Below are 12,634 nucleotides of genomic sequence, written 5' to 3'. Positions count from 1 at the left end.
TATGGGGATCATTTTAAAACAGTCATTTAAAAATACTCTTTTTATTTACCTTGGTTTTGCTTTTGGCGGAATTAATACCTTGTTTTTATATACTCGTTTTTTAGAAGATGAATATTATGGTTTGGTAACTTTTTTGTTGTCTACTTCTAACCTGCTAATGCCTTTAATTGCCTTAGGAATTCATCATACCATTGTGAAGTTTTTTTCGAGTTATTTTACAAAAGTAGAGAAAGATCGGTTTTTATCATCAGTCCTTTTTTTACCATTATTAATTGCAATTCCTATTGCTTTTTTAGGAAACCATTTTTATCAAGAAATAGGTGATTATTTATCTATAGAAAACCCAATTATAAAAGATTATACGTTTGTTATTTACCTGATTGCTGTAGCTTGTTCTTACTTTGAGATTTTTTATGCTTGGGCTAAAGTTCAGTTTCAGTCTGTTTTTGGTAATATTTTAAAAGAGTTGTATAATAGAGTAATGGTAATGATTTTACTATTTGCGGTCTACTTTGAATTGATTACAAAACCAGAATTTATATATTATTTAACGGGTGCCTATTTTCTAAGAATGTTTATAATGATGTTTTATGCATTTAGTTTATATATGCCAAAATTCACCTTTTCTAAACCAGATAATTTCAAAGAAGTAATTCGTTTTTCTGGTTATATTATTTTAGCAGGAAGTGCAGGTGCTATTATTTTAGATATAGATAAGTTTATGATACCAGGTAAAGAGTCTTTAGTTAAAGCAGCTTATTATTCAGTAGCTGTTTTTATTGGTTCTTTTATAGAAGCGCCAAGTAGGGCAATGTTAAATATTCTACAACCATTAACATCTAAGACATTAAATGAAGAAAATCATAAAGAAGTAGCTTCTTTGTATAAAAAGAGTTCTATTAATTTATTATTAATTAGCGGACTATTTTTTGTTTTGATTAATGCAAATGTAGGGCAGTTATTTAACTTGTTACCTAAAGAGTACGGAGAGGGTGCTTTGGTAGTGCTAATGATTTCTATACTGAAGCTATACAACGGATTTTTAGGTAATAATGGAGCTATCATAAATAATTCTAAGTTCTACCGAGTTACGTTACCTATTAGTGTCTTTATGGCTTTGTCTGTGTACTTTTTAAATAAATTGTTTTATTATCAATTAGATATGGGAACGGATGGTTTGGCCTTAGCAACTTTAATAGTTGTCTTTTTGGCAAACACTTTTAAATTATTTTTTGTGAAAAGTAAGTTTTCTATGACTCCTTTTACAGACAAGTCTTTAAAAATGATTTTGATTATTGCTCTATTATATTTAGCTTTTAACTTTTGGGATTTTCCAATAAGTGATGTCTATTTGTGGAAGTTTCCTGTTCATCCTATTATAAATATAGCGTTAAAAAGTATTTTAATAACTGTGATTTATATTTTCTTGGTGCTTAAACTTCATGTTTCTAATGAGTTTGATCTACTCCTTAAAAAATACTATAAATAGCAATCTATGTAATCGGTTAGCATGTGAAATAGCAGTGCAATACAAAGTATTCTCGTTTTCTTAAAGAATAAACCAATGCAATAAAAACCAATGGCAATATAAGAGTGTAAAGGATGAAAGTTAATACTGCATCGGTTCTCTTTAAAAATAGGAGTAGCTAATAAATGATCTAAATCTACTAGCATAGAAAACAAAAATATTAAGTACACCATTTTCCATTTATCTTTAAAAAAGAAATAAGCTATAAAAGCAGGTACTATAAAATGAAGAGCATAATGTATTATAAATTTTGACATAAAAAAAAGGTTTATTCTTTTTACAAAACAAACCTTTTTGAGTATAATTATTCATTGGGGGACATTGAACTTTTACACTGCTAATTTAGGTATAATTTGTATTTTAATTCTTTACCTATGTTAATAGAATTATTTTGAGTTTAATTTTTTTCTTATTCTACTTAATTGTACAGCCGAAATATTTAAATATGATGCTATATGATACTGCGGAATGATATTTTCTATATTAGGTATTTCTTTTTTAACTGCTTTATACCTTTCTGTAGCATCTAAAACCGATAAATTATATATTTTTTTTTCAAATAATAAAAAAACACTCTCTAATGCATTTGCATACATAACTGCAATGTCAATATCCGCTGAAGCAAGTTTTTTTAATTTTTTATAGTTTATAGAATATAATTCACAGTCAGTTAAACATTGATAGGTTAGTAATGAACTTTTATTAGAAACCAATGCCCCAAACGAACCTGTAGAACAATAAGGAACAAACAAACTTCTTATATATTCTTTTCCTTTTTCATCTTCGTAATAAGATCTAACAATTCCTCTTTTTAAAATATATAAATAGGCAGGTATATCCCCCGTTTTAGTTAAAATGTCTTTGTTAGAAAACTTTTTTAATTCAGTAAGTGCTAAAAATTTTTGATAAGATTCTGGAGGTAACTTGTGGATGTTATTAATAAAAACAGATAATATGTTCACAAATGAGAGATTTGAAGTTATAAGTCTTAATTTAATGCAATTAATTATAAAAAACTAATTGCATTTGGTCCTTCCATGAACACTAAGTCTAAAATAGATAAATTAGAAATAAAACCATGCTTATCGTCAAACATTTGTATGTATTTTTCGACTAATTTTTTTGGTTGATGTTTTGCATTTACCAATTCTCTAAAGTCCTTTTCTGTAGTTTCTACAGTATATTCTTCGGTTTTAGAGTATTGCAATGGTATTTGTAAGGCATCTGCAATAAACAAATGCGTGTCCATATTTACATCTTGTAAAAAAGTATATTTTTTGTTGAATATTTTAAGTAAATCGTCTTCGTAAAACTCGTAAAAAGGAGAAGTCCTATAAGCAGTTTGTAAAGATTTTAAATGATGATCTTGCCAATGCGCATCGTTATCAACCAATAAATCTTTTGTTTTTTTTCGTTGAGAACTTCCTTTATTTTTATCCTTAACAGGAATATTTAATAGCTGTTTTCCGTTTGCATTATATATATAGCATCTATTTCTATAGCTCTGTTTTTGAAAGTTATCTTCCATTTCAAAAACAACTGAATCCGATTTTACAATTTCTGAATATTGAGAAATAGGTCCAAAGTAAGTAGGTATAAATAAGGACATTTTTTATTAGTTTTCAGGTTTAGTATTCAGTCTCGTTCTCAGTATGCAATCTCAGTATGCAATCTCAGTTTACAGTAACAGTTAGTTTCTTTGTAACTTTGCGTCTTCGTGAGAAAAACTGGAAACTGCCACTGTAAAATGAATACTATTTCTTACCTTTTTTTCCTTTATAAAAACTATATCCAAAATATAAAGCTATTAAAGCTAAAACATAATATCTGTAAGAAACAGGTTCACCATCTCCACCTACGGTTGTAAACATTCTGTCCCAGCGGATAGATTTTATTTTTTCACCAAAAGTAGGTGCATTTGCATCCCAACTAAACCAAATTAAAACGGGTTTACCTAAAACATGATCAAAAGGTACATATCCCCAATAACGAGCATCTAGAGAGTTGTGTCTGTTATCTCCCATTAACCAATAATAATCTTGTTTAAAAGTATAAGAATCTGCTTTTTTACCATTAATAAAAATATTATCTCCAACAATTTGTAAATCGTTGTTTTCATAATTTTTAATAATTTGTTCATAATATGGAATCGAAGTAGCATCTAACTTTACGGTTGCTCCTGCTTTAGGAATGTAAATTGGGCCAAAATTGTCTTGACTCCAATGATTCGATTCTACATGAGGAAAAATAGCATTATCTGCTCCATGATTTACCTTTTTTACAGATACTGTAGCAGGATATTTTTTAAGTTGATTAAACTCTTCTTCGGTTAAATTGATGTTTATTTTGTTTGCTACATTCGTCATTTTTAGACGACTTGCTAAATCTTGAGAAACGCCACCTGCAACTTCTGTATATAAAGAATCTGAGCCTATTTTAGATAAGTTAGCACTCTTTTTAAAAGCTTCTTGAACTTTTGGGTTGTTCCAATATTCATTTAAAATTTTGTAAACTCCTGTTCTTTCTTTATTGATTAAAAATTTTGGAAAGTTATTAATGTCAATAGCAGATTTAGCTTCGTACGTGTAATAAAATTGAATTTTAGCTCTGTATGGTAATATGTTCTTTTTTCCGTTGATGTACACATAACCATCCTTAATTTCTAAAGAGTCTCCTGCAATACCTACGCAACGTTTTACATAGTTGGTTTTTTTATCAACCGGTTTATACGTGAATTTACCAGAAGTATCTCCCCACATCGTAGCCAAAGTATCTGCAGGCCAATTAAAACAAACAATATCATTATTTTTAATTTTTTGTAAGCCAGGTAAACGTGTATAAGGTAATTGAGGTGATTTTAAGTAGGATGCAGTTCCTACAATAGGCAAAGAATCATGGACCATTGGAGCAGCAATAACTGTAGATGGAACTCTAGCACCATAATGAAACTTGCTTACAAAAAGATAATCTCCTACTAATAAAGATTTTTCTAATGAGGATGTTGGTATAGTAAAAGGTTGCATAAAATAGGTATGTACTAAAGTTGCTGCAATAATTGCAAAAGCAATAGAACTTACCCATTCTCCCAATTCAGAGCGAGGTTTTAAACTTCTCTCTTTATTGTATTTTGTGTCAGTGGCATAATTGATGTAAAAAATATAGAGTCCTAAAGTAATAATGACTAAAAAGGAATCTAATTTTTTATAAAAACCAAAAGTTCTAATGGTTTCTATCCAAATAACAGGAAACATTAATAGGTTTACAATAGGAATGAATAATAAGAAAATCCACCATTTTGGACGTTTAATAATGCTCATTAATACAACTCCGCTATATACTGGTATTGCAGCTTCCCAAGCTTTTCTACCTGCTTTTACATATAGTTTCCAGGTGCCTAAAAAATGAATTACTTGTATTGCTAAGAAAAAGATAAACCACTCTATATAAGTCATAATTGTACTGTTTAATGTCTGTTCGAGCGCAGTCGAGAACTTGTAATATCTATTTTATACCTCTCGACTGCGCTCGAGGAGATAATTATATTTTATTAGAGTAAAAAAAAAGAATATGTTACAGTTTTTAACGGATGTTTAACACATCTTTCATAGAGAAAATTCCTTTTTTACCCAGAATCCATTCTGCTGCAACAACAGCGCCTAAAGCAAATCCTTTTCTACTATGAGCTGTATGTTTAATTTCTATAGAATCTACTTCAGAGTCGTACCAAACAGTGTGAGTACCTGGTACATCCGGAATTCTTTTAGCTACAATAGGAATATTTTCTTCGGATGTTTTTTCATCTAATTCCCAATTATTCTTAGAAGAATTTTCTATAATTCCTTCCGCCAAAGTAATAGCTGTTCCACTTGGTGCATCTAATTTTTTGGTGTGATGAATTTCTTCCATAGAAATATTATAATCTTCTAAAGAACTCATCATTTTTGCCAATTGCTTATTTAGCTCAAAGAAAATATTTACGCCTAAACTGTAATTAGAAGCATAAATAAAAGCACTGTTTTTTTCTTTACAAAGTGCAACAGCATCTTCATATTTATCTAGCCAACCTGTAGTTCCAGAAATTACAGGAACATTGTTGTTTATACAATTGGTAATATTATTATAAGCAGAAGAAGGCACGCTAAAATCGATGGCAACATCTGCCAACGTTATATCAATTACATCATCTACATCTTTTCTAATTACTATTTCATGTCCACGAGATAAAGCAATTTTTTCAATTTCTTTACCCATTCTTCCATAACCTAATAGTGCAATCTTCATTTTAAAAATTATATTTAATTGTTAGACCTACTTTTGGTGCTTCCACATAAATTGGATCAATTACAAAAGTGGGTTTAAATGATAAATTATCATCGGTGTTAAATTGAAGTAGATGTGCATTTACACTAGCTTCTACAATTTGTAAAACATACAAAATAACAGTTGTTAATAAAGACATGTCTCTATTTTCGCTTAGTTGTTCTTGAGCCGTTTCTAAAGTGGTTAATGAAATTATTTCAGTACCATCATCTAGAGTAAATTCATCTTGTAATCCGTTTTTTCTTAACTTATAAGCGGTCCTATACCTTTTGTATTCTTTGTTGTTGTCTAAATAATAATATATACTAGTACCCATAGCTGCCCAAACAATTGGAGCTTTCCAATATTTCTTATTATAAATTTGCCCCATTCCTGGAAATATAGCTGAATAAAATGCTGCTTTAGATGGGGCTAAGGCATCATAAACACCACCTTTTTCTATTTTTATATCTCCTTTAATTTTTAGACCTTTTACATTTACAGAATCTTTCTGCCCAAAAATGGACGCAGAAAGAAGCGTTAGTAATAAAACAAATATGATATTTTTTAAAAGCACTTATTTTAATAAGTTTTTTATTCGGTTAAAATCTTCTTCAGAATGAAAAGGAATTGAAATTTTACCTTTACCATTACTACTAACAGAAACGTCTATTTTATGACCAAAGTATTCGCTAATATCTTTAACACTGCTTTTAATGTAGTTAGGTACAGGTTTTTTCTTTGGTTTTGCAATGGTACCAGATTTTAAGCTTTTTACTAAGTCTTCAGTTTGTCTTACAGATAACTTATCTCTTAATATTTTCTCGTAAATAGCTAATTGATCTTCTGTGTTTTCTACATTAATCATAGCTCGACCATGCCCCATAGAAATAAAACCATCTCGCATACCCGTTTGTAAAATTGGATCTAATTTTAACAAACGTAGATAATTGGTAACCGTAGAACGTTTTTTACCAACTCTTGTACTTAAATCTTCTTGTGTTAACTGAATTTCATCAATTAAACGTTGGTAAGATAAAGCAACCTCAATAGGGTCTAAGTTTTTACGTTGTATGTTTTCTACCAATGCCATTTCTAGCATTTCTTGGTCGTTGGCAAGTCTTATATATGCGGGTACAGTTTTGTTTCCAATTAATTTTGATGCTCTAAAACGACGCTCACCAGAAACTAATTGAAATTTATTACCTTCTAGTTTTCTAACCGTAATTGGCTGAATAACGCCCAACTCTTTTATAGAACTAGCGAGTTCTCTTAATGCTTCTTCATCAAAATAAGTTCTTGGTTGAAATGGGTTTACATCAATCAAGTCTAATTCTATTTCAATAATACTTCCAACAACTTTATCTGCATTCTTATCGGATGCAGAAATTACGTTAGAAGATTCTTGCAATAAAGCAGATAATCCTCGTCCTAAAGCTTGTTTCTTGGTTGCTTTTGCCATGTTACGAATTCTTTTTTAATAATTCTTGTGCCAAATTTAAGTAATTTACGGCACCTTTACTTGTTGCATCGTATGCAATAATACTTTCTCCGTAACTTGGTGCTTCACCTAAACGTGTATTTCTTCTAATAATGGTATCAAAAACCATGCTAGAGAAATGTTTTCTAACTTCGTCAACTACTTGATTAGAAAGACGTAAACGAGAATCAAACATTGTTAAAAGTAATCCTTCTATGTCTAAATCAGAATTATGAATATTCTGTACGCTTTTAATCGTATTTAATAGTTTTCCTAATCCTTCTAGTGCAAAATATTCACACTGAATAGGAATAATAACAGAATCTGCCGCTACTAAAGAGTTTAAAGTAATTAAACCTAAAGACGGAGCACAGTCAATTAAAATATAATCGTAATCGTCTTTTATATCGACTAACGCTTTTTTTAACATATATTCTCTGTCTTCTTTGTCTACGAGTTCTATTTCAATAGCTACTAAATCTATATGTGCAGGTATAATATCTACATTAGGAGAAGCTGTTTTAACAATTGTGTCTTTTGCTAAAATTGAATGCTCTAAAACTTGATAGGTACCATATTCTACAGCCTCTACATCAATACCTAAGCCAGATGAAGCATTTGCTTGTGGATCTGCATCAATTAACAAAACTTTTTTCTCCAAAACACCTAAGGAAGCAGCTAAATTAATGCTTGTTGTTGTTTTACCAACACCTCCTTTTTGATTTGCAATAGCAATTATTTTCCCCATTATAAAAGTTTAGTTTAAAGTTAGTAAAATTACGTTTTTTTATGTTTTTAGAAAATGAAAGATGTTAACAAAAAGATAAAAATATAAAATACTGACATTTAGTTTGTTATGATGGTTTTTGTCGAATTTTTAAACAAATTTCATCAAAAAAAAACCGAAGCGTAAACTTCGGTTTCTAACAAGTAATATTGTTCTATTTCTTTGGAATGTTCTTTAGGATGGCTACTAAAAATTTCCAGAATTTTTGTGTTGATGAAATAGAGGCTCTTTCATCTGGTGAATGTGCCCCTGTTATGGTTGGTCCAAAAGAAACCATATCCATGTCTGGGTAATTCTGACCTAAAATACCACATTCTAAACCAGCATGACAAGCTGCAACATGTGCTTTTTCACCATGTAAGGTTTCATATAAGTTTGAAACGATGTCTAAAATTGCTGAATTTACATTAGGTTGCCAACCAGGATATTCTCCTGATAAATCAACATCAAAACCAGAGAGTTCAAAAGCAGATTTTAATGAATTTGCCAAATCTAATTTATTACTTTCTGATGATGAGCGCGTTAAACAACCTACTTTTATCTGTCCGTCTTTTACAATTACTCTGGCAATATTATTAGAGGTTTCTACCAAATCTTTAATATCCGGACTCATTCTATACACGCCATTAATTGCTGCGTAAATAGATTTTAAAAAGCCTTCTTGAACGCCTATTTCCATCACTTTTACAGGTAAGGCAACTTTTTGAATATCAACAGTTAAGTTTGGCTCTAATGTTAAGAACTCTTCTTTTATATTGTTAATAAGCAGGTTGGTTTCTAATACAAATGCTTCTTTAGATATTTTATCTACAGTTATTAGAGCAGTGCTTTCACGGGGAATTGCATTACGTAAACTACCTCCATTTATTTCAGAAATTCGCAATCCAAAATTAGTGAAACCGTCAAATAATAAACGGTTCATAATTTTATTGGCATTTCCTAGTCCTTTATGAATATCCATTCCAGAATGTCCACCATTTAATCCTTTTACGGTAATAGAAAAAGCTGTTGAGTATTTAGAAGTTTCTTCTTCCTTATAAGTTCTAGTGGCTGTAACGTCTATACCACCAGCGCAACCCATGCCTATTTCATCATCTTCTTCTGTGTCTAAGTTTAAAAGAATCTCTCCTTCTAAAATCCCACCTTCAAGTCCCATTGCACCAGTCATACCAGTTTCTTCATCAATAGTAAATAGCGCTTCTAGGTTTGGGTGTTCAATATCATCAGAAGAAAAAATGGCCATAATTGCAGCAACTCCTAAACCATTATCTGCTCCTAAGGTGGTTCCATGGGCAGTAACCCAATCACCATCAATTAGCATTTTGATGCCTTCTTTGTCAAAATCGAAAACGGTATCCGAGTTTTTTTGATGAACCATATCTAAATGGCCTTGTAAAACAACAGTTTTTCTGTTTTCTAAACCTTTTGTAGCTGGTTTTTTAATAATTACATTACCTACTTTATCTACAAAAGTTTCAAGGTTTAAGTGCTTACCAAAATCTACCATAAATTGAATTACACGTTCTTCTTTTTTAGAAGGACGAGGAACTGCATTTAAATCTGCAAAATGATTCCAAACAATTTTAGGTTCTAAACTTCTTACTTCTTTACTCATTTTCTTGTTTTTTATTATAAATTTTTGAAGGCTAAAAAAAGCCTTAAAACTAAATTTCAGTCAGTAAATTTACACTATTTCTATAACAGTTTCTGTTAAGTTTTTTCTAACTTTAGTTAAATCTTTCATATAACAATCATCTGCTCTAAAGCCTACAGGTAAAACCAAAACGGGTTTTAAATTTAGTGCATTCAGATTCAGAATTTCAATATATTTATCCGGAATAAAACCCTCCATAGGGCAAGCGTCTATTTTTTCTATGGCACAAACGGTCATTAAGTTACCTAATGCTATATACGCTTGGTTTTTATTCCATAGAAGTAATTCTTCTTGTGTTTTTTTCTGAACATCTTCCATCAAAAAATCTTTAAAGGGCTTTGTAATGGTTTCGGGTGTATTTCTAATTTCTTTAACTAATTTAAAATAATTTTGTATTTCTTCTGTAGTATAATTATCAATAACACAAATAACTAAAACATGAGACGCTTCTAATAGTTGATTTTGGTTAAAAGAATGTGCAACTAGTTCCTTTTGTATCTCTTTATTTTTAATTACAACTAATTTTAAAGGTTGTAAGCCGTAAGAAGTTGCTGTTAAGTTAAAAGCTTCTTTTAAAGTGTTTATTTGTGTTTCAGAAAGCTGTTTTTCTGAATCAAACTTTTTAACAGCATAACGCCATTTTAAACTATCTATAATATTCATTTATCTTAATTAGGTTACAAAAATAAGTCATTCTTTTAGATGAGTTCTATTCATGTGATTATAAATATTGATAAAGGTATAAATCATTTTTTGTATCTTGATAACAAAAAAACTATGAATGAGGATTTTCTTCATTATGTATGGAAGTATCAATTATTTTCTATTCATGATTTAAAAACAACTACTAAAGAAAGTTTAAATATTTTAAAAGCTGGAAATCATAACCATAATTCTGGACCAGATTTTTTGAACGCTCAAATTAAAATTGAAAACCAACTTTGGATTGGTAATGTAGAAATTCATTTAAAATCGTCTGATTGGTATGCGCATCATCATGAAATTGATAAAAATTATGATGCAGTTATTTTGCATGTGGTTTGGGAAGATGACGCAACTGTTTTTATGAAGAATAATATACCTTTACCTGTTTTAGTTTTAAAAGATTTTGTGTTTAAATCGGCTTTAGATAATTATCGTAATTTATTTTCAACCAATCAACGTTGGATTCCTTGTGAAACGGAAATTAGTTCTGTTGATAGTTTTACTCTTGAAAATTGGAAAGAACGATTATTTTTTGAGCGTTTAGAACGAAAATCTATCGAAATGAATCAGGTTTTGGTAGATAATCAAAATGACTATGAGGCGGTTTTATTTAAGTTATTAGCAAAGAATTTTGGGTTGAAAGTTAATGGTGATGCCTTTTTTAGTTTGGCAACATCTTTTGACTTTTCTATGCTAAGAAAAGTAAGGTTTAATGAAAATCAATTAGCTGCCTTGTTATTTGGACAAGCAGGGTTTTTAGAGGAAGTTCTTGAAGATGTGTATTCTCAACAATTAAAAACCGAGTATAATTATTTAGAACATAAATATAATTTGAAGTCAATTTCTAAAAATCAGTTTTCTTTTTTTAGAATGAGACCACCTAATTTTCCAACGATACGTATTGCGCAATTAATAGCTTTGTATCATTTACATCAGAATTTATTTTCTAAAATGATGCAAATAGAAACCTTAAAAGAATTTTATGATTTGTTTGAAATTGATGTACATCCGTTCTGGAAAATACATTATACATTTGATAAAACTTCAAAATTAACACAAAAAAAACTATCTAAATCGTTTGTAGATTTATTACTGATAAACACTATTATTCCTCTAAAATTTTTATATCAAAAAAATAGAGGAGAAGTAAATGAAGTAGCGTTTTTAGAGATTCTTCAGCAAATAAAATCAGAAAAAAATAGTATTATTTCTAAGTTTGATGAAATTGGTATAAAAGCAAAAAATGCTTATGAAACTCAGGCTTTAATAGAACTTAAAAATAATTATTGTAATAAAAAAAGGTGCTTACAGTGTGCGGTTGGAGTAAAGTTGTTGCGTTAAATTATTGAATGTAGGTAATCATTGAATTCAGTTTACTCATGTGAATCTTTATTTTTTTTAAATGAATGACCCAATTGTAATTGCAGTACAAATAGCTAATGAAACAAAACTAATTATTGTCCAGAAATTCCGACTGTTTTTAATTAAATATTTTACTCCAATGACTAAGAAAAATAATTGTGCAATAAGAAATGGGATTGTTAATAATTCTCGAAGTACTCCAATTAAGACAAAATCTATTTCATAAAAATTAATTATGTAGATTAAAATAAAGAAGGATACAATTGTGAAATTTATAATTGTCAGATTTCGATTTGTGATTAATTTATTCATTGTTTTTAGTTTTTCTAAATTATTGGAATGTAAAGTTCAGAAAAGTTTATGAGATAACAATGAGCCCAAGTTAAGTAATACGTTTTCTTATTCTACTTAATGCTTGTGGTGTAACACCCATGTATGAGGCAATATGTTTTAAAGGTATTTGTTGAAATAATTCTGGTCTGTCAGAGAATAAATCTAAAAACCTTTCTTCTGCTGTTTTACTTAAAAAAGAAAGCTCTCTTTTCGATTTTATTAAAAACATGTTTTCAGCCATTTTTCTACCAATAATATTTCCACTACTTGTTTTTTGATAAGCTTCTTGCAGGTCTTTGTTTGAAATTTTCCACAAGATTGTTTCTGTTAAGGTTTCAATTTGATATTTAGACAGCTTTGTGTTAAAAAAGAATCATAGCCCGTAACAAATTCATTGTCAAATAAAAAGCCAAAAGTTAAATCATTTTCAATTCTAGGAATATAAAGTCGGATTATTACTTTGGCAATGAAATATAAATAATTTGC

The 12,634-nt window shown here is 29.5% G+C and carries 13 protein-coding genes; 2 read left to right on the top strand and 11 right to left on the bottom strand.

Going from position 1 to position 12,634, the window contains the following annotated elements; genetic code table 11:
* Position 1: 1 nt before the first annotated feature.
* A complete protein-coding gene (locus JOP69_RS07770; protein WP_203393996.1) occupies positions 2–1,489 on the top strand; it encodes a lipopolysaccharide biosynthesis protein in 1,488 nt (495 codons plus the stop codon).
* On the opposite strand, the gene JOP69_RS07765 is transcribed toward JOP69_RS07770, so the two are convergent.
* The 10 genes from JOP69_RS07765 to JOP69_RS07720 all read right to left on the bottom strand — a co-directional run bounded on the left by JOP69_RS07765 (position 1,480) and on the right by JOP69_RS07720 (position 10,411).
* Positions 1,480–1,785: a DUF6122 family protein gene (locus JOP69_RS07765; RefSeq protein WP_203393997.1), complete on the bottom strand. Its 306-nt coding sequence runs from the start codon at positions 1,783–1,785 to the stop codon at positions 1,480–1,482. The two genes, JOP69_RS07770 and JOP69_RS07765, sit on opposite strands and share 10 nt — an antisense overlap.
* Before the next feature lie 129 nt (positions 1,786–1,914).
* Positions 1,915–2,490 (bottom strand): Crp/Fnr family transcriptional regulator, encoded by a 576-nt coding sequence (locus JOP69_RS07760; protein WP_203393998.1) that lies wholly within the window; start codon positions 2,488–2,490, stop codon positions 1,915–1,917.
* A 44-nt stretch (positions 2,491–2,534) separates the two neighbouring features.
* Positions 2,535–3,137: a WbqC family protein gene (locus JOP69_RS07755; protein WP_203393999.1), complete on the bottom strand. Its 603-nt coding sequence runs from the start codon at positions 3,135–3,137 to the stop codon at positions 2,535–2,537.
* Positions 3,138–3,282: 145 nt separating this feature from the next.
* Positions 3,283–4,980, bottom strand: a complete 1,698-nt coding sequence (gene lepB / locus JOP69_RS07750) for a signal peptidase I (protein WP_203394000.1) — start codon at positions 4,978–4,980, stop codon at positions 3,283–3,285.
* Positions 4,981–5,107: 127 nt separating this feature from the next.
* Positions 5,108–5,809 carry a 4-hydroxy-tetrahydrodipicolinate reductase gene (gene dapB, locus JOP69_RS07745; protein WP_203394001.1) on the bottom strand — a complete coding sequence of 234 codons (702 nt, stop codon included), beginning with the start codon at positions 5,807–5,809 and terminating at the stop codon, positions 5,108–5,110.
* 1 nt (position 5,810) lies between these two features.
* Positions 5,811–6,404, bottom strand: a complete 594-nt coding sequence (locus JOP69_RS07740) for a DUF5683 domain-containing protein (RefSeq protein ID WP_203394002.1) — start codon at positions 6,402–6,404, stop codon at positions 5,811–5,813.
* Positions 6,405–7,289 (bottom strand): ParB/RepB/Spo0J family partition protein, encoded by an 885-nt coding sequence (locus JOP69_RS07735; protein WP_203394003.1) that lies wholly within the window; start codon positions 7,287–7,289, stop codon positions 6,405–6,407.
* 1 nt (position 7,290) lies between these two features.
* Positions 7,291–8,055, bottom strand: coding sequence for a ParA family protein (locus tag JOP69_RS07730; RefSeq protein WP_203394004.1), 765 nt, complete (start codon positions 8,053–8,055; stop codon positions 7,291–7,293).
* Positions 8,056–8,248: 193 nt separating this feature from the next.
* On the bottom strand, positions 8,249–9,709 hold the full coding sequence (locus tag JOP69_RS07725) for an aminoacyl-histidine dipeptidase (RefSeq protein WP_203394005.1): 1,461 nt from the start codon (positions 9,707–9,709) through the stop codon (positions 8,249–8,251).
* A gap of 69 nt (positions 9,710–9,778) precedes the next feature.
* Positions 9,779–10,411 carry an NAD(P)H-dependent oxidoreductase gene (locus tag JOP69_RS07720; protein WP_203394006.1) on the bottom strand — a complete coding sequence of 211 codons (633 nt, stop codon included), beginning with the start codon at positions 10,409–10,411 and terminating at the stop codon, positions 9,779–9,781.
* Positions 10,412–10,525: 114 nt separating this feature from the next.
* Between JOP69_RS07720 and JOP69_RS07715 the strand changes: the two genes are divergently transcribed.
* Positions 10,526–11,794 (top strand): DUF2851 family protein, encoded by a 1,269-nt coding sequence (locus tag JOP69_RS07715; RefSeq protein WP_203394007.1) that lies wholly within the window; start codon positions 10,526–10,528, stop codon positions 11,792–11,794.
* 403 nt (positions 11,795–12,197) lie between these two features.
* Here JOP69_RS07715 and JOP69_RS18810 read toward each other — a convergent pair whose 3' ends face one another.
* The gene (locus JOP69_RS18810; protein ID WP_349666066.1) at positions 12,198–12,464 is read right to left on the bottom strand and encodes a hypothetical protein; all 267 of its coding nucleotides are present in this window, start codon (positions 12,462–12,464) and stop codon (positions 12,198–12,200) included.
* Positions 12,465–12,634 lie beyond the last annotated feature (170 nt).

This window comes from Polaribacter sp. Q13 (genome assembly GCF_016858305.2).
Taxonomy (GTDB): domain Bacteria; phylum Bacteroidota; class Bacteroidia; order Flavobacteriales; family Flavobacteriaceae; genus Polaribacter.
Note: the sequence above shows the minus strand (reverse complement) of the source record. Positions and strands in the feature narration are given on the sequence as shown.

What these genes read in the sequence shown, in the direction of transcription:
- JOP69_RS07770 (WP_203393996.1), top strand. Translation starts at nt 2, where the DNA reads ATGGGGATCATTTTAAAACAGTCATTTAAAAATACTCTTTTTATTTAC.
- lepB (WP_203394000.1), bottom strand. Translation starts at nt 4,980, where the DNA reads ATGACTTATATAGAGTGGTTTATCTTTTTCTTAGCAATACAAGTAATT.
- JOP69_RS07735 (WP_203394003.1), bottom strand. Translation starts at nt 7,289, where the DNA reads ATGGCAAAAGCAACCAAGAAACAAGCTTTAGGACGAGGATTATCTGCT.
- JOP69_RS07755 (WP_203393999.1), bottom strand. Translation starts at nt 3,137, where the DNA reads ATGTCCTTATTTATACCTACTTACTTTGGACCTATTTCTCAATATTCA.
- JOP69_RS07715 (WP_203394007.1), top strand. Translation starts at nt 10,526, where the DNA reads ATGAATGAGGATTTTCTTCATTATGTATGGAAGTATCAATTATTTTCT.
- JOP69_RS07725 (WP_203394005.1), bottom strand. Translation starts at nt 9,709, where the DNA reads ATGAGTAAAGAAGTAAGAAGTTTAGAACCTAAAATTGTTTGGAATCAT.
- JOP69_RS07720 (WP_203394006.1), bottom strand. Translation starts at nt 10,411, where the DNA reads ATGAATATTATAGATAGTTTAAAATGGCGTTATGCTGTTAAAAAGTTT.
- dapB (WP_203394001.1), bottom strand. Translation starts at nt 5,809, where the DNA reads ATGAAGATTGCACTATTAGGTTATGGAAGAATGGGTAAAGAAATTGAA.
- JOP69_RS07730 (WP_203394004.1), bottom strand. Translation starts at nt 8,055, where the DNA reads ATGGGGAAAATAATTGCTATTGCAAATCAAAAAGGAGGTGTTGGTAAA.
- JOP69_RS07765 (WP_203393997.1), bottom strand. Translation starts at nt 1,785, where the DNA reads ATGTCAAAATTTATAATACATTATGCTCTTCATTTTATAGTACCTGCT.